Source organism: Ruegeria sp. AF5, from assembly GCF_056541905.1.
On record NZ_JBQFYZ010000001.1, the window covers coordinates 154,351 to 170,259 of the forward strand.

Below are 15,909 nucleotides of genomic sequence, written 5' to 3' on the forward strand. Positions count from 1 at the left end.
GGTGAAGAGGCCGGGTCCGCAAGGGTCCGGCCTTGGCGCATGAGAGGCGAGCAATGAGTTTTCTTGGAGTCGAGCAATCACTGACGGGACGGCTTTGGGTTGGACCCAGCCCGGAGATTGAGCGGGCGGCCGAGATGATGGCGCAACAAACCGACCTGCCCCGTGCCGTTTGCCAGGTTCTGGCCCGGCGCGGCGTGCCGGTATCGGAGGCGCCCGGCTTTCTTGACCCAAAGCTGAAGGAATTGCTGCCTGATCCGCGGGCCATCAAGGATATGGAAGTTGCCGCCACGCGCTTTCTGGAAGCCGTCCGCAATCGTCAAAAAATTGCGGTGTTTGCGGATTACGATGTCGATGGCGGCAGCTCTGCCGCGTTGCTGCTGGTCTGGCTGCGGCAGATGGGCGTGCAGGCGACGCTTTATGTGCCGGACCGGATCGACGAAGGGTATGGCCCCAACGTTCCCGCGATGCAGGGGCTTGCGGCTACGCATGATCTGATCATCTGTGTTGATTGCGGCACGCTCAGCCATGATCCGATTGCGGCGGCTACGGGGGCGGATGTGATCGTTCTGGACCACCATCTGGGGGGCGAGACGCTGCCCGATTGCGTCGCAGTGGTGAACCCAAATCGACAGGATGAAAGCGGCGATCTTGGTTATCTTTGCGCGGCGGGCGTTGTGTTCCTGATGCTGGTCGAGGCCGGTCGGCAGCTGCGTGACGCGGGCGCAAGGGGACCGGACCTGATGGCCCTTCTGGATCTGGTGGCCCTGGCGACCGTTGCCGATGTGGCACCACTGATCGAGGCCAACCGCGCCCTGGTGCGACAGGGGCTGAAAGTGATGGCACAGCGGCAGCGCCCCGGCCTTGTCGCGCTGTCCGATATCTCGCGCATGGATACCGCGCCGAACAGTTATCACCTCGGGTTTCTGCTTGGGCCCCGCGTGAATGCCGGTGGACGGATCGGTCAGGCCGATCTGGGCGCGCGCTTGCTGAGCACCGATTCCCAGCAAGAGGCGCAGGCGTTGTCCGAACGTCTGGATGCCTTGAACACTGAGCGCCGTGACATTGAAAACGCGGTGCGTGCCGCCGCGCTGGCGCAGGCCGAGGCGCGTGGCTTGGACACCCCTTTGGTCTGGGCGGCAGGCGACGGCTGGCACCCCGGTGTCGTTGGTATCGTGGCCTCTCGGCTGAAGGAGACAGCCAATCGACCCGCAATCGTGATCGGCTTTGACGGGGATGAAGGCAAGGGGTCGGGCCGCTCGGTTTCCGGCGTCGATCTTGGGGCTTCGATCCAGCGTCTGGCGGCCGAAGGGTTGCTGGTCAAAGGAGGCGGCCACAAGATGGCCGCGGGTTTGACCGTCATGCGCGATCAGCTGGAACCCGCAATGGAGCGCCTGAGCGAGCTGCTGGCCAGACAAGGGGCGGGCCAGGGTGGACCTGCGGATTTGAAACTGGATGGCGCATTGATGCCCGGTGCAGCAACCGTGGATCTGATCGAGCTGATTGAACAGGCCGGACCGTTTGGTGCCGGTGCCCCTGCCCCGCGCTATGCGCTGCCTGACCTGCAGGTTTGCTTTGCAAAACGGGTCGGTGAATCGCATCTGAAACTGTCGCTGACCGATGGAATGGGCGGCGCGCTGGATGCGATTGCCTTTGGTGCTTTTGATGGGCCGATAGGCGAAAAACTGTCAAATCACGGCGGTGCGCGCTTTCATTTTGCGGGTCGGTTAGAGGTCAACACCTGGGGCGGGCGCCGATCTGTGCAGCTCAGGCTGGAGGACGCAGCAGAAGCCCGTTAACACGCGGCTTTGGTGCGCTAAAAAACTTTCCCATCCCTGCGTTTTTACGCTTGCGGGGGTCACAGTGAAACCGTAAAAGGCCCTCCACAAGCCAGCGTGGCCCGTTCGTCTATCGGTTAGGACGCCAGGTTTTCAACCTGGAAAGAGGGGTTCGATTCCCCTACGGGCTGCCATTTGCGCTTGTGACCTGATACCAAGTGGCCCGTTCGTCTATCGGTTAGGACGCCAGGTTTTCAACCTGGAAAGAGGGGTTCGATTCCCCTACGGGCTGCCACTTTTCCTTAGCTTCTTCCATCCCAAAGCAGTACGACCATCCGGGCTGTACCTGAAAACAGCTACCTAGCTGTCATCAGCGATCTGAATTTCGATGCCCCAACGGTCAAGGAATCTGGCCACCCCACCCTTTGGCACAGCGTCCGTAACCAGCGAATGTACCAGTCGAGGATCCGGCCCCACATACGGTGCCCTTTCACCAAACTTGGAATGCGCTGCGGCCATAACAACCTGGTCCGCGCACCTGACCACCACCGATGCAAGATCCGCTTCGACCGCGCTGTGGTACAGAAACCCTTTGCTGTCTGAAATCGCGTCCGTGCTCAGGATCACGATGTCAAAGGCATAGCGTTGCAGCTGCTTGTGGGTGACATGACCAAACGTCCCCCTTTCATCGATCTGCAACTCGCCCCCCAAAAGGTGCACCCGGTTTCCGTTGACCCCGGCCAATGTCTGCACGACACCGATGGAGTTGCTGACAACCGTGAGGTTGCTGACCTGGCGCAACTCTTCGGCGACGAAGGCGGTCGTCGATCCTACATCCAGGAAAACGGTCATCTGATCCCGGACCAGTTTCGCAGTATGCCCGGCGATTAATCGCTTTTCATCCGCGTCTTGCGAGATCCTGTGAAAGAAGTTGGGGGCACCCTGCGCTCCGGCAAGATAAGCACCGCCATGAACACGCTCGACTGTGCCTGCCTTTGACAAGGCTTTGATCGTTCGCCGCACCGTCTCTTCGGACACGCCGAGCATATTCGCCAGATCCGAATTCCGAGCCGTTCCTCCCAGACGTCTGAGGGCATCAAGCAACTCCAGCTCGCGATGGGTGTTGACGGTATTCTTCTTCACGACCTGGCTCCGGAAATTTTCCATATATGGACACGGATTACCGTGTACGGCAAGGCCGTGCTACATCCGCATAGCCACATCCGGATTTTTGACGGAACCGTTTGGTAGCGAGTAAGTACTGAGTTTCAACACCAATCATCTGGGATGCTGGTTCGCCTAAATTCTCACTCAGTGCCTGTGCCTCACGCAACGCGAGTGCAATTCAACGTGCCCGGTGTCATCTCTCGCTCGCAATGGATCTCAGTGGATATCCCTATTTTCCACGCGGGGAAATTTATGAATTTCGATAACGAAATTAGATATTTACAATAATCTCCAGCGTTGAAAACAAATTCAATTCACGCGACTTCGGAATGCCTGAACGTCAATTACTAAAAATTTAGTTTGACACGTACGCAAAAAATCGCTGATGCTGTTCTGCATCCGGTTCCCGCCGGAGAACCATAATTTTTGGGAGGAGACAGATGCGGAGACATCTACTTTCCGCAGTGGCGGCGGCTGCCGTCATTGCGGGGCACGGGTCCGCTTGGGCCGACGAAGCCGCAGCACAACGTTGGATCGACGACGAATTCCAGCCATCGACCTTGTCGAAAGACGAACAAATGGCCGAGATGCAATGGTTTATCCAAGCTGCACAGCCCTACGCTGGCATGGAAATCAACGTCCTGTCCGAAGGCATTCCGACGCATTCTTACGAGTCGGAGGTTCTGACAAAGGCGTTTGAAGAAATCACCGGCATCAAGGTCAATCACCAGATCCTTGGCGAAGGCGAAGTGGTCCAGGCTGTTCAGACCCAGATGCAGACAGGTCGGAACCTGTATGACGGCTATGTCAACGACAGTGACCTGATTGGTACCCACTCGCGTCTGCAACTGGCCTATCCGCTGACCGACATGATGGGCGGTGACTGGGCGGCGACAACCTCGCCGACAATCGATCTGGATGACTTCATGGGCATTCAGTTCACCACCGGGCCGGACGGCAAACTGTATCAGTTGCCCGACCAGCAGTTTGCGAACCTCTACTGGTTCCGCAAGGACTGGTTCGATGACGAAGCCAACAAGGCCGCGTTCAAAGAGAAATACGGCTATGATCTGGGCGTTCCGGTCAACTGGTCGGCCTATGAAGACATCGCCGAGTTCTTCACCAATGACGTGAAAGAAGTCGACGGCGTGGCGATCTACGGCCACATGGATTACGGCAAGCGCGCGCCCGACCTTGGCTGGCGCATGACCGACGCCTGGCTTTCGATGGCCGGTGCTGGTGACAAGGGCGAGCCGAACGGTATTCCGGTTGACGAATGGGGCATCCGCATGGAAGCGGGCACCTGTAACCCGGTCGGCGCCTCGGTGTCGCGCGGTGGTGCTGCAAACGGTCCGGCTGCGGTCTATGCGATCCGCAAATGGGACGAATGGCTGCGGGCCTACGCGCCTCCGGGTGCGGCGTCTTATGACTTCTATCAGTCGCTGCCGGCACTGAGCCAGGGCAACGTGGCCCAGCAGATTTTCTGGTACACCGCCTTTACCGCCGACATGGTGAAGCCGAAGTCCGAAGGCAACAACACCGTGGATGACGAAGGCACGCCGCTGTGGCGGATGGCGCCCAGCCCGCACGGCCCCTACTGGGAAGAAGGCCAGAAGGTTGGCTATCAGGACGTGGGTTCCTGGACGTTCCTGAAATCGACCCCCTCGGATCGTGCGCAGGCAGCCTGGCTTTATGCTCAGTTCGTGACGTCCAAGACTGTTGATGTGAAGAAGTCCCATGTGGGTCTGACCTTCATCCGCGACAGCTCGGTCAACCACGAGTCGTTCACCGAACGCGCATCCAAGCTGGGTGGTCTGGTCGAATTCTATCGCTCGCCTGACCGCGTGGCATGGTCGCCAACCGGCATCAACGTACCGGACTATCCAAAGCTGGCACAGATCTGGTGGCAGCAGATCGGTGACGTGAACTCGGGCGCCTTCACACCGCAAGAGGCGATGGACCGTCTGGCCGAAGAGATGGACATCACCATGGCCCGTATGCAGGCCGCGGATGAAAGCGCCGGTGTCTACGGCGGCTGCGGTCCACGCCTGAACGAGCCGCAGGACCCATCTTTCTGGCTGGAAAAAGCGGGCTCGCCCAAGGCCAAGCTGGAGAACGAAAAGCCGCAGGGCCAGACCGTCAACTATGACGAACTGGTTAAGCGCTGGCAGTCCCAGTAAAAGCAACATCGTAGGCCGGGCTTAAGCCCGGCCTACCCCTGAATGCCCCGCGAGTTTCCCAGATGATTGAACTTCAAGACGCGACCAAACGGGTCGGCAACGTCATCCATATCAAGCCAACCAACCTGACGCTGCAAACCGGCCATTTCAACGTGCTATTGGGCGCGACAGGTTCCGGAAAAACGTCACTGATCAAAATGATGGCCGGGTTGGACCCGATCGCCTCAGGCAAGGTCCTGATGGACGGGCAGGACGTGACACGGTTGAACACGCAAAAGCGGCAGATCAGTCTGGTGCACCAGTTCTTCGTGAACTACCCGCATATGACTGTATTCGACAATATCGCCTCGCCCCTGCGCGTGGCTGGCATGGCTAAATCGGAGATCGATGGCCGCGTGGAAGAGGCCGCCGATCTGCTGCAACTGCGCCCCATGCTGCACCGCCGCCCACACGAGCTGTCGGGCGGGCAGCAACAACGAACCGCGCTGGCGCGTGCCATCGCAAAAGAAAGCCGCGCCGTCTTCCTGGATGAGCCGCTGGCGAACCTTGATTATAAACTGCGCGAAGAGTTGCGCGAACAACTGCCCGATCTGTTCGCTGGTCGCGGGGCCGTCGTTGTCTACGCCACCTCGGAGCCTGAAGAGGCATTGCTGCTGGGAGGCTACACCGCGCTGATGGAAGACGGCCGCGTGACCCAGTTCGGCCCAACCACCGACATCTATCGCAATCCGGAAAACATCGCCGCGGCGCGTGTATTCTCGGACCCGCCTATCAATGTGGCCCGTATCACTGTTTCCAGCGCCCGGGCGCAATTGGCAGGCAATGTCGGCTGGGCAGCCTCGGGCATGGCCGACGGGGAATATATGATCGCCGTTCGCCCTCATCGCGTGACGCCATTTCGTACGTCTGACGCCGATGTCGAACTGACCGGACGTGTGATCGTGACCGAACTGTCAGGTTCGGATTCCAGCGCGCATTTCCAGCATGGTGACGAAGCCTGGGTTTCACTCGCCGCTGGTGTGCATCCCTATCAGGTCGGCGAAGATCACAGTTTCTATATGAACCCGGCGCATTGCCGGTATTTCAGCCATGACGGCAAAAGGGTGGCCTGACATGGCACAGATCAAGCTTTCAAACCTTCGACACAGCTATATGCCGTCACCAAAAGGCCCCGAGGACTATGCGCTGAAGGAAATCGACGTCACGTGGCGCGATGGCGGGGCCTATGCGCTGTTGGGGCCGTCAGGTTGTGGCAAGTCCACGCTGCTGAACATCATATCCGGTCTTCTTACCCCCTCGGAAGGTCGGATAATGTTCGATGATCAGGACGTCACCGCCCTGCCCCCGGACCAACGCAACATCGCGCAGGTCTTTCAGTTCCCGGTGATCTACGACACGATGACCGTGGGCGAAAACCTGGCCTTCCCGTTGAAGAACCGGGGTGTCGACGCCGAAACCATCAAGCGTCGCGTTCTGGAAATCGCCGAGATGCTGGACGTCACGGACATGCTGAACACCCGCGCGTCAGGTCTGAGCCCGGACAACAAACAGAAGATCTCGATGGGTCGCGGCCTTGTTCGCGACGACGTGAATGCGGTGATGTTTGATGAACCGCTGACCGTGATCGACCCGCACCTGAAATGGAAACTGCGCTCCAAGCTGAAAGAGCTGCATCAGCGCGTGCAGGCAACCATGATCTACGTGACACACGACCAGACCGAGGCGCTGACCTTCGCCGACGAAGTGGTGGTAATGCAGGACGGTGAAGTGGTTCAGATCGGAACGCCGGTCGAACTTTTCGAACGGCCACAGCACACATTTGTCGGCCATTTCATCGGCTCGCCGGGCATGAACGTCCTTCCATGTGAAGCCAAAGGCGACCGCGCCGTTTTTGAAGGGCACGAGGTCATGCTGGAAGGTCCCACATATGGTGACGGCGGCCGCACCGATCTGGGTATCCGCCCGGAATATGTAGGTTTCGGCGACACCGGCATTCCGGCACATGTGACCAAGGTCGCCGATATCGGCCGCCACTATGTGGTTAGCGCCGTGGTCGGCAACACCGCCCTCAAGGTTGTGACCGAACACAGTGTACCGGAACCGGGATCACAGGTCTTCTTGCAATTCAAACCCGAACAATCCCGCGTCTACCGCGACGGCTGGATCGCAACTCAGGAGCGGGCGCAATGAGAACGGAAAACCAAAAAGCATGGTTCTTTGTCCTGCCCGTTCTTGCACTGGTGGCGTTCAACGCGCTGGTGCCCATGATGACGGTGGTCAACTACTCGGTGCAGGAAACCTTCGGCAACAACCAGTTCTTCTGGGAAGGTTTGGGCTGGTTCGAACAGATCCTGCGATCCGACCGGTTTCAGGCAGCACTTGGCCGGCAATTCCTATTCACCTTCCTGATCCTGCTGATCGAGGTACCGCTGGGCATCATCGTTGCCCTGTCTATGCCGCGCAAGGGCTTTTGGGTGCCGGTCTGTCTGGTGCTGATGGCTTTGCCGATGCTGATCCCATGGAACGTTGTGGGTTCGATGTGGAACATCTTCACCCTGCCCAAAATCGGATTGCTGGGATATTTCCTGAATGACGTGCTGGGCATCAACTATGACATGACTCAACAGCCGCTTTCTGCCTGGATCACCGTCATCGTCATGGATGTGTGGCACTGGACGTCGCTGGTCGTGCTGCTGTGCTATGCCGGCCTCGTGTCGATCCCCGACGCCTATTATCAGGCTGCCAAGATCGACGGCGCCAGCCCGTGGTCGGTGTTCCGCTATATCCAGTTGCCCAAGATGAAGACGGTTCTGACCATCGCTGTTCTGCTGCGGTTTATGGACAGCTTCAATATCTATACCGAGCCTTTTGTTCTGACCGGCGGCGGTCCCGGCAACTCGACCACCCTGCTGTCAATTGACCTTGTGAAGATCGCACTGGGGCAGTTCGACCTTGGCCCGGCGGCAGCGATGAGCCTGATCTACTTCGCCATCACTCTGCTGGTGTCGTGGCTCTTCTACACTCTGATGACAAAGGACGACGCAGAATGAAAAAGCGGTCCATCATCCCGATCCTCTATATCGCGTTCCTGATGCTGCCGATCTATTGGCTGGTGGCGATGTCCTTCAAGACAACGAACGAGATTCTGTCGGGCTTTTCCCTGTTTCCCCAGACTTTTACGCTGGAAAACTATATTACAATCTTCACAGACCCAACCTGGTATTGGGGTTACATCAACTCGATCACCTATGTGACTCTGAACACAGTACTTTCCGTCTGCGTTGCCCTGCCTGCGGCTTACGCCTTCTCGCGCTATCGGTTCCTCGGTGACAAGCAACTGTTCTTCTGGCTGTTGACCAACCGCATGGCCCCAGCGGCGGTGTTCGCCCTGCCGTTCTTCCAGCTCTATTCGTCGATCCACCTTTTCGACACCTATCTGGCCGTGGCTTTGGCCCATACGCTGTTCAACGTGCCGCTGGCGGTGTGGATTCTGGAAGGTTTCATGCGTGGTATCCCAAAGGAGCTGGATGAAACCGCCTATGTGGATGGATATTCGTTCCCGCGCTTCTTCGTGACAATCTTCCTGCCCAACATCAAGGCAGGTGTCGGTGTCGCGGCATTCTTCTGCTTCATGTTCTCTTGGGTGGAAATGCTGCTGGCCAAGACCCTGACCGCGGTCGAGGCCAAACCCATCGCTGCCGTGATGACCCGTACAGCATCCAGTGCCGGGTACGAATTGGGTCTGCTGGCCGCCGCGGGCACCCTGACCATCATCCCCGGTGCCATTGTCATCTGGTTTGTTCGCAACTACATCGCGCGTGGCTTCGCGATGGGACGTGTGTGAGGTTCGACATGCGAAAACTGCTTCTCACCCTCCCCTTCCTGCCCTCAACAGCCTTTGCCCAGGCCAAGGCCGGATGGGGCAATGTCGGACAGGAGGCCGAAAAAGGGTTCTCGTGGACGGACCCCCTGTGGCCCGATTTCTGGATGGCATGGACACCTGCCACGCTGGCCGTGTTTGTCGGTATCTTCTCGGCCATAGCATGCATTGGCTTGCTGGAAGGCTTCAAATTCCGCGACGGAATTGAACGGCGCGGGGTTCTGGGGCTGACAACCACACTGGGGGATCGCCTGTTCATCACCCTTCTGGGGTCCGCATATATTTTCCTGGCGTGGCTTGGGCTGGTCGGGCAACCCGTCTGGACACCGCTGTTCCTGTCCATTGGCTGGGGCGTTTTTGTTTTCTGGAAAGTTTAGACTTTGAGAAATCGCGAAAGGATGCTTGTCTGTCAGGCATACTAACCATGACGACACCGAGACCAATGCGAAAGAAAAAGACAACAAATCTGCTGACCGAGGTCGAACTGGAGTTCATGAACGAGCTCTGGGCCCTCGGGCAAGGCTCGGTGCGTGATGTCCTGGACCGCCTGCCATCAGAACGCAACCTGGCCTATACATCCGGGGCCACGATCCTGCGCATTCTGGACGAGAAGGGTTTTGTGGAAAGCCACAAGTCGGGAAAGACCCTGATCTATACGCCGCTTCTGGAAAAGGACAGATATCAGGCCCGTTCGCTTCAAAATCTGTCGCGCACGCTTTTCGACGACACCCCCGCCACACTGGTGGCGCGGCTGGTCGACGACGCGGGGCTGAGCGAAGCCGACCTGGAGGAAATTCGAGCACTGGTAGAGAGGAGACTGCAAAATGACAGCGGTTAGACCGGTTCTCGACGCATTCATCGAACTCAACATCGTGCTGGCCTTTTCGGCGGTGATCTGGCTGGTGACCCGCACGGCCCTAAGCCGCACCGCCCTGCGCAATGGCTATGTCGCACAGTTGCGGGCGCTCAAGACCTTGTGCATCTGTGTTCTTGCCAGTCCGTTTCTCGCGGTTTGCGTGTCGTCGCTGGCGACATACGCTTGGCCGGGCAGTGTCGTGGCCCTTGGTGATATCGCCGTTGCAGCCTATCTGCGCGGTGACATCGCAATGCCTGCCACGCAGTTCGAAGCACTGCTGAACACCCGCGAAAGGTGGGTTGATCTGGCATTGTCCGGACAGCAGCCTGTGATCACCCTCGTTGCCGCCATACTTGCCTGTATCGCAGCCGTGTACGCTGCGCGTGCCTTGCGGGACGCAATGACGATCCGTCAGACTGTCAATTCCAGTTTTCTTTGGCGGCGGTCCGCCAAGGTGGATATTCGATTGTCCGATCGCATCACTGTGCCCTTTGCCGTGCGAGGACTTCGCCGCCGCCACGTCGTTCTGCCCAGCCATCTGCTGGACACCCCGCGCGAGTTGCGTTTTGCACTTGCCCACGAGTTTCAGCATATCCGTACGGGTGACGTCGAATGGGAACTGGGGTTTGAGCTGCTGCGTCCGCTGTTGTTCTGGAACCCCGCCTATCTGATGCTCAAGTATCAGTTCGGCCGGCTGCGCGAGTTGGCCTGCGACCAGTCGGTTGTTGCGCGCAAACGGATTGATGCGCGGGAATACACGGCGTGCCTGCTGGACTATTGCGCCCGGACAATCTCAACCAACAGCCCACGCGTTCTGAATGTTGCCTTTGTGACAGGCGGCAAGGCAAAACGCGTGTTGCGGCAACGTGTAATCGCGCTGACCGATGTTCAGCCATCGGTACCTGCCCTACCGGCAGTGTTCCTTGGAATGACGCTGATCTTTGGTGCGCTTTTGGCTCTGGGGTCGGCCTCAATCCAGCAGACACGGGATTGGAGCCATGACCGCCTGATGCTGTCGACAGTGGTCAACCTGGAACGGCTGGAAGCGCGCAATCAGGGGAACTGACCTGATCGCTTACCAGCCGCGACGCCCGAACAGCGAGTGAAGCCGCCCCTGATCGGCAAAAGGCTCGGGCGTTTGCACGCGTTCCAGCCGTGCCACTACGCGCGCGACAAGAACCCATCCTATGACAGCAAAGATGACGCCCCCAAAAGCCTGACCCAGCAGAACGCCCGAGGCCCCGGCGATTTGTGAGCCAATCATGGCAAACACCCATGTGCCAATAGTGTGACGACCCCAGTTTATCCATGTGGAATAGACCGGATGGCCCAGATTGTTGAAACTGGCATTTGTCACAAAAATCACACCGTTGAAGAACGAAGCCAATGCCAGCGGGCCGCAGAACAGATAAATCAGTACGCGCGTTTCCCCCTGGGCTGCGAACAAATTCGCAATTGGCGAACGCAGTAAAAACAAAATGGCCGACATGCAAAGAACGTAGATTGCGGTGAACTTGATCCCGGCCAAAAACGCGGCACGCACGCGATCAAATTTTTCTGCCCCGAAATTCTGCCCGATGATTGGCCCTATCGCGCCGGACAGCGCAAAGATGACCGAAAACGCCACCGGCAACAGCCGCCCAATCACCGCCATGCCCGCAACCGCATCCGTTCCAAACTGTGCAATTTCCCGCACTACGATGGCATTCCCGATCGGCGTGGCGACATTCGTCAGAACGGCAGGGATTGCGATGGCCCGCACGGGCCGAAAATCCTGTGCCACCTGTTTCAGCGATGGGCGTGCAAATCCCTGATGCACCCGCAGCGCGGGCCACAATGCTGCGCCTAACATACATAGCCGCGCCAGGACCGAGGCTATCGCGGCCCCATCCAACCCCAGCCCGACGGCAAAGATCAAAATCGGGTCAAGAACTGCATTCACAACGCCGCCGTAAATCGTTGCCATCATTGATCGGCGCGCATCGCCGTGCGCGCGCAGCACAGCCATCGCCGCCATCGCAATCGACATCACCCACATGGTCGGCAGAATGATCGACACATAGCGCGTCGCCAGCCGCAAAACCTCGCCTTCTGCGCCAAGCAGCGACAACAGAAAGCTGACGTTCAGCAACACCAGAACAGAGGTAACCAACCCGACGATCAGCCCCAGAACGGCGACACTGGATGCGTATTGCCTTGCCTGTTCGGCCCGCCCGCCGCCCAACTCACGCGCGACCAGCGCCCCGGCAGAAATCGACAGACCGATATTGATTGCGTTGGTGAAAAACAGCAGCGTCCCGGCATAACCTACCGCTGCGGCCAGCGCGTCGTTGCCCAGCATCGAGATAAAGACCATATCGACAAAATCGACAGCAAATATCGCCATCAATCCAATGCTCGTGGTCAGCGACATGCGCGTCACATGTAGCATCAGGTTGCCACTTAGAAAGATTGCCTTACCTGCCGATTTTTCCACCAAGTCTTTGGTCGTCCCACCTGCGCGACCCGGACGGGCCCATGATGCCACTGCGTTCGACAAGGGAAAGCCCCGGACAACGCCTAAGTAAACTCACGCGTTTCCGGGGCTTTGTACACCGAATATTTCAGTTCAGGCTCAGCCGACCGGAATTACACAAAGCGGTTCACGTAGTTCTCAAGCACTTCCTGACGCCCCGAGCGTGGCTGAGGATTGAGGTCTTCGGCAAGTACCCGCGCTGCAATCTCGTCGAGGCCAGAGGTTAGCATCGCCTGAGCTTTAGGCGTTTTCCAGCCTGCATACCGGTCGGCCAGCGCCTGTTCCAGACCACCATCTTCAAGCATCGCAGCTGCCGCCTTCAGGCCCCGGGCGCAGATATCCATCCCGCCCACATGCGCCGCGATCAGGTCTTCGGCATCGATGGATTGCCTGCGAAGCTTGGCATCGAAATTGGTACCACCCGTGGTAAACCCGCCCGCTTTCAGGATGTGATAATAGGCCAACGCAACCTCGGGCGTGTTGTTGGGGAACTGATCCGTATCCCACCCGGACTGGTAGTCGTTCCGGTTCATGTCGATGGATCCAAGCATACCTTCGGCCGAGGCAACAGCGATCTCATGTTCAAAGCTGTGTCCTGCCAGGATTGCGTGCCCTTGTTCCAGGTTCAGCTTGACCTCATCCTCAAGGCCGTACTTGCGCAGGAAACCGATGCAGGTTGCCGCATCGAAATCATATTGATGCTTGGACGGCTCCTGCGGTTTGGGTTCTACAAGGATCGTGCCTTTGAAGCCGATCTTGTGCTTGTACTCGACCACCATGTTCAGGAACCGGCCCATATGATCCAGTTCAGCCTTCATGTCGGTATTGAGCAGCGTCTCGTAGCCCTCGCGCCCGCCCCAAAGCACATAGTTCTCGCCGCCCAGCTTGTGGGTCGCGTCCAAACAGGATTTCACCGTTGCGGCGGCAAATGCAAAGACATCAGGGTCGGGGTTGGTGCTGGCACCCCCCATCCAGCGACGGTGGCTGAACATGTTGGCTGTGCCCCACAACAGCTTGGTTCCGGAAACCTGCATCTTTTCACCGATATAGTCAGTGATCTCATTCAGCGTTCGCAGGTTTTCTGCAAAATTGCCCTGTTCGGGACGGATATCCGCGTCATGCCAGCAGAAATAGGGCTGACCAATGATCTCGAACATCTCAAAGGCAACATCGGCCTTCATTTTAGCGCGGCCCATGTCATCTTGCGGATGCCATGGACGTTCAAAAGTCGAGCCACCAAACGGATCCCCGCCTTCCCAGGCAAACGAGTGCCACCACGCCACGGCAAAACGCAGGTGATCCTCCATGCGCTTACCCATCACGATCTCGTCCGGGTTGTAGTGACGGAATGCGAGCGGGTTCTTACTGTTCTCGCCCTCGAACTGGACCTGCTCGATCCCCTGAAAGAAACCGCTCGTCATCTCGTTTACCTCATTCCGTCTTTTCGCCGGGCTTCTTGCCCAAAATGATCATCGACAACAGATCGTCATCCGTGACATCGGCGATGTCGACAGTGCCAACCAGTTGCCCGTTTTTCATGACCGAAGCCCGGTCGCACAACTCCATCACTGCATGCACGTCGTGGTCGATCAGGAAAATCCCGATCCCCTGCGCCTTGAGCTGCTGGATCAGGTCCGCCACCATCTGTGTTTCGTGTGGGCCAAGCGCGGCTGTGGGCTCGTCCATGATCAGGATACGCGCGTTGAAGTACACCGCACGCGCGATGGCCACCGACTGCCGCTGACCGCCGGACAGCGCCGAGACCGGGTCATTGAACTTCTGAAAGTTCGGGTTCAACTGTGCCATGATCTTGCGGCATTCGGCCTCCATCGCGGCATCGTTGACCAACCCGAAGGGCGTGACCATCTCCCGCCCCAGGAAAAGGTTCGAACTTGCATCCAGATTGTCCGCCAAGGCCAGCGTCTGATAGATCGTCTCGATATTGTTTGCACGCGCATCGCGGGGGTTGTTGATCTCAACCCTCTTGCCGTCGATCAGGATCTCTCCGTGGTCCTTCTGATAGGCACCCGAAAGCACCTTGATCAGCGTAGATTTACCGGCCCCGTTGTGGCCCAGAAGGCCCACAACCTCGCCCGGGTACAAGTCGACCGAGACACGGTCCACCGCCTTGATGCCGCCGAACGAAATCGAGATATCGCGCATTTCGACAAGCGGAGGCTGGCCGGACCCACGGCCCGAAGTTTGGTTCTGTGTTTCTTGTGCTTGCATCATTTCGCTCCCAGACGTTTGCGATAGACGATGTCGATATAGACGGCCAAAACCAGAACGGTGCCCACGACGATGTTCTGAAAGGGTGCGTCCACGCCAACCATGGCCATGCCCGATTGCAGCGCCTGCATGATCAGCGCGCCTAGGATCGCGCCGTAGATCGTACCAATACCGCCGGACAAGGCGGTGCCGCCGATCACGGCCGCAGCAATCACGCGAAGCTCATCCAATGTGCCGATATCGTTCGAGTGGTTGGCCAGACGGGCCGAGGCCACGACCGCCGACAGCGCACACAGGAACCCCATCAGCGCAAAGATCTTGACGGTCATCATGCGGGTATTGATGCCCGACAGTTCCGCCGCATCCGGGTTGCCCCCCGTGGCAAAGATATAGCGGCCAAATCGGGTTTTGCGGGCCACAACAGTCAAGGTTACTGCAACAAGGATCAGGATCAGAACCGAGATCGGGATACCGTAACCCACAACTAGCCCTTCAGGCATGGTCTCGCCCCGCGCTTCGAACATACGTTCCAGCCTGCGTGTGGGGATCGAGTAACTGTTGACGATCAAGACATAGCCCATAATGGCGATGCCAATGATCCCCGCCAAAGTTGTTTCGGCCCAAACCGGTTTCACAGGGAACCCATGGGCAGCCTTGGAGCGGCGTCCGCTCCACAACGCCCAGACCGCAATAGCGGTGGCGGCAAGGCCGAACAGAAGGCTGACCGTTGTTCCCAACGTCCCGTTGGTTCCGCCAAATATCAGGAACGTGCTGTCCAGCGGGCCGATTGTCTGGCCGTCTGTCATGTACCAGGCGACGTTGCGCCAGACCAGAAAACCGCCAAGCGTCACGATAAAGGCCGGTATCGTCAGATAGCCTACCATCCAACCGTGGAATGCGCCGATCAAGGTTCCGACTGCGAGACCGACAACAAGGGTGATTGCCCAAGTCGCCGGGTGATTTAAACCTAACCCCAGCACGTTCGGCAAAAGCTCGGTTTGTGTCATCGCCATGACGGCGGATGTGGTCGCCAGCAGCGCGCCGACCGAAAGATCAATGTGGCGCATCACGATAATGAACACCATGCCGCAGGCCATTATCGCGACCGAGACGGTCTGGATCGACAGGTTGAACAGGTTTCTGGGCGTCAGAAAACGGCCATCCGTTACGATGTTGAAGCCGATGCAAAGGATGATAAAGGCGCCGATCATGCCCAATAGCCGCATGTCCAGTTCCAGTTGCTGGAACAGGTTGGCCTTTGCTTTTTGGGGTACCGGCTGAGACGAAGTTTCGGTCATATCCGATCT

At 58.2% G+C, this 15,909-nt stretch carries 14 protein-coding genes and 2 tRNA genes; 11 read left to right on the forward strand and 5 right to left on the reverse strand.

Annotation, left to right across the window (positions count from 1 at the left end):
* Positions 1–53: 53 nt before the first annotated feature.
* From recJ to ACR0DS_RS00785, 3 genes are all read left to right on the forward strand, one after another.
* Positions 54–1,796, forward strand: coding sequence for a single-stranded-DNA-specific exonuclease RecJ (gene recJ / locus ACR0DS_RS00775; protein ID WP_480557376.1), 1,743 nt, complete (start codon positions 54–56; stop codon positions 1,794–1,796).
* Positions 1,797–1,894: 98 nt separating this feature from the next.
* Positions 1,895–1,969: transfer RNA gene (locus ACR0DS_RS00780), tRNA-Glu, on the forward strand.
* Positions 1,970–1,995: 26 nt separating this feature from the next.
* Positions 1,996–2,070 (forward strand) — tRNA-Glu (locus ACR0DS_RS00785).
* Between the two features lie 65 nt (positions 2,071–2,135).
* On the opposite strand, the gene ACR0DS_RS00790 is transcribed toward ACR0DS_RS00785, so the two are convergent.
* A complete protein-coding gene (locus ACR0DS_RS00790; RefSeq protein WP_348540321.1) occupies positions 2,136–2,918 on the reverse strand; it encodes a DeoR/GlpR family DNA-binding transcription regulator in 783 nt (260 codons plus the stop codon).
* A gap of 464 nt (positions 2,919–3,382) precedes the next feature.
* Here ACR0DS_RS00790 and ACR0DS_RS00795 point away from each other — a divergent pair, with 464 nt between their 5' ends.
* From ACR0DS_RS00795 to ACR0DS_RS00830, 8 genes are all read left to right on the forward strand, one after another.
* A complete protein-coding gene (locus ACR0DS_RS00795; protein WP_480481601.1) occupies positions 3,383–5,122 on the forward strand; it encodes an ABC transporter substrate-binding protein in 1,740 nt (579 codons plus the stop codon).
* Between the two features lie 62 nt (positions 5,123–5,184).
* Complete coding sequence (locus ACR0DS_RS00800; RefSeq protein WP_480481603.1) at positions 5,185–6,234, forward strand: ABC transporter ATP-binding protein; 1,050 nt, start codon at positions 5,185–5,187, stop codon at positions 6,232–6,234.
* 1 nt (position 6,235) lies between these two features.
* Positions 6,236–7,312 carry an ABC transporter ATP-binding protein gene (locus ACR0DS_RS00805; protein ID WP_480557378.1) on the forward strand — a complete coding sequence of 359 codons (1,077 nt, stop codon included), beginning with the start codon at positions 6,236–6,238 and terminating at the stop codon, positions 7,310–7,312.
* Positions 7,309–8,172: a carbohydrate ABC transporter permease gene (locus ACR0DS_RS00810; RefSeq protein ID WP_209595792.1), complete on the forward strand. Its 864-nt coding sequence runs from the start codon at positions 7,309–7,311 to the stop codon at positions 8,170–8,172. Before ACR0DS_RS00805 ends, ACR0DS_RS00810 begins: the two co-directional genes overlap by 4 nt.
* Positions 8,169–8,966, forward strand: a complete 798-nt coding sequence (locus ACR0DS_RS00815; protein WP_155139158.1) for a carbohydrate ABC transporter permease — start codon at positions 8,169–8,171, stop codon at positions 8,964–8,966. The genes ACR0DS_RS00810 and ACR0DS_RS00815 overlap by 4 nt, the downstream gene beginning before the upstream one ends.
* 8 nt (positions 8,967–8,974) lie before the next feature.
* Positions 8,975–9,379: a DUF2160 domain-containing protein gene (locus tag ACR0DS_RS00820; RefSeq protein ID WP_267364646.1), complete on the forward strand. Its 405-nt coding sequence runs from the start codon at positions 8,975–8,977 to the stop codon at positions 9,377–9,379.
* A gap of 65 nt (positions 9,380–9,444) precedes the next feature.
* Positions 9,445–9,840, forward strand: a complete 396-nt coding sequence (locus tag ACR0DS_RS00825; RefSeq protein ID WP_209504337.1) for a BlaI/MecI/CopY family transcriptional regulator — start codon at positions 9,445–9,447, stop codon at positions 9,838–9,840.
* Positions 9,827–10,924 (forward strand): M56 family metallopeptidase, encoded by a 1,098-nt coding sequence (locus tag ACR0DS_RS00830; RefSeq protein WP_480486090.1) that lies wholly within the window; start codon positions 9,827–9,829, stop codon positions 10,922–10,924. The genes ACR0DS_RS00825 and ACR0DS_RS00830 overlap by 14 nt, the downstream gene beginning before the upstream one ends.
* A 9-nt stretch (positions 10,925–10,933) precedes the next feature.
* Here ACR0DS_RS00830 and ACR0DS_RS00835 read toward each other — a convergent pair whose 3' ends face one another.
* The 4 genes from ACR0DS_RS00835 to ACR0DS_RS00850 form a co-directional block, all read right to left on the reverse strand.
* Positions 10,934–12,385 (reverse strand): MATE family efflux transporter, encoded by a 1,452-nt coding sequence (locus ACR0DS_RS00835; protein ID WP_480616662.1) that lies wholly within the window; start codon positions 12,383–12,385, stop codon positions 10,934–10,936.
* A gap of 101 nt (positions 12,386–12,486) precedes the next feature.
* Positions 12,487–13,794 (reverse strand): xylose isomerase, encoded by a 1,308-nt coding sequence (gene xylA, locus ACR0DS_RS00840; protein ID WP_480557381.1) that lies wholly within the window; start codon positions 13,792–13,794, stop codon positions 12,487–12,489.
* Positions 13,795–13,804: 10 nt separating this feature from the next.
* Positions 13,805–14,602, reverse strand: coding sequence for an ATP-binding cassette domain-containing protein (locus ACR0DS_RS00845; protein ID WP_480481611.1), 798 nt, complete (start codon positions 14,600–14,602; stop codon positions 13,805–13,807).
* A complete protein-coding gene (locus tag ACR0DS_RS00850) occupies positions 14,602–15,900 on the reverse strand; it encodes a sugar ABC transporter permease (protein ID WP_267364641.1) in 1,299 nt (432 codons plus the stop codon). Before ACR0DS_RS00850 ends, ACR0DS_RS00845 begins: the two co-directional genes overlap by 1 nt.
* Positions 15,901–15,909: the final 9 nt, after the last annotated feature.

Excerpts from the sequence above, each read along its gene's own strand:
- recJ (WP_480557376.1), top strand. The coding sequence starts at position 54 with ATGAGTTTTCTTGGAGTCGAGCAATCACTGACGGGACGGCTTTGGGTT.
- ACR0DS_RS00795 (WP_480481601.1), top strand. The coding sequence starts at position 3,383 with ATGCGGAGACATCTACTTTCCGCAGTGGCGGCGGCTGCCGTCATTGCG.
- ACR0DS_RS00800 (WP_480481603.1), top strand. The coding sequence starts at position 5,185 with ATGATTGAACTTCAAGACGCGACCAAACGGGTCGGCAACGTCATCCAT.
- ACR0DS_RS00805 (WP_480557378.1), top strand. The coding sequence starts at position 6,236 with ATGGCACAGATCAAGCTTTCAAACCTTCGACACAGCTATATGCCGTCA.
- ACR0DS_RS00810 (WP_209595792.1), top strand. The coding sequence starts at position 7,309 with ATGAGAACGGAAAACCAAAAAGCATGGTTCTTTGTCCTGCCCGTTCTT.
- ACR0DS_RS00815 (WP_155139158.1), top strand. The coding sequence starts at position 8,169 with ATGAAAAAGCGGTCCATCATCCCGATCCTCTATATCGCGTTCCTGATG.
- ACR0DS_RS00820 (WP_267364646.1), top strand. The coding sequence starts at position 8,975 with ATGCGAAAACTGCTTCTCACCCTCCCCTTCCTGCCCTCAACAGCCTTT.
- ACR0DS_RS00825 (WP_209504337.1), top strand. The coding sequence starts at position 9,445 with ATGCGAAAGAAAAAGACAACAAATCTGCTGACCGAGGTCGAACTGGAG.
- ACR0DS_RS00830 (WP_480486090.1), top strand. The coding sequence starts at position 9,827 with ATGACAGCGGTTAGACCGGTTCTCGACGCATTCATCGAACTCAACATC.
- xylA (WP_480557381.1), bottom strand. The coding sequence starts at position 13,794 with ATGACGAGCGGTTTCTTTCAGGGGATCGAGCAGGTCCAGTTCGAGGGC.
- ACR0DS_RS00845 (WP_480481611.1), bottom strand. The coding sequence starts at position 14,602 with ATGCAAGCACAAGAAACACAGAACCAAACTTCGGGCCGTGGGTCCGGC.
- ACR0DS_RS00850 (WP_267364641.1), bottom strand. The coding sequence starts at position 15,900 with ATGACCGAAACTTCGTCTCAGCCGGTACCCCAAAAAGCAAAGGCCAAC.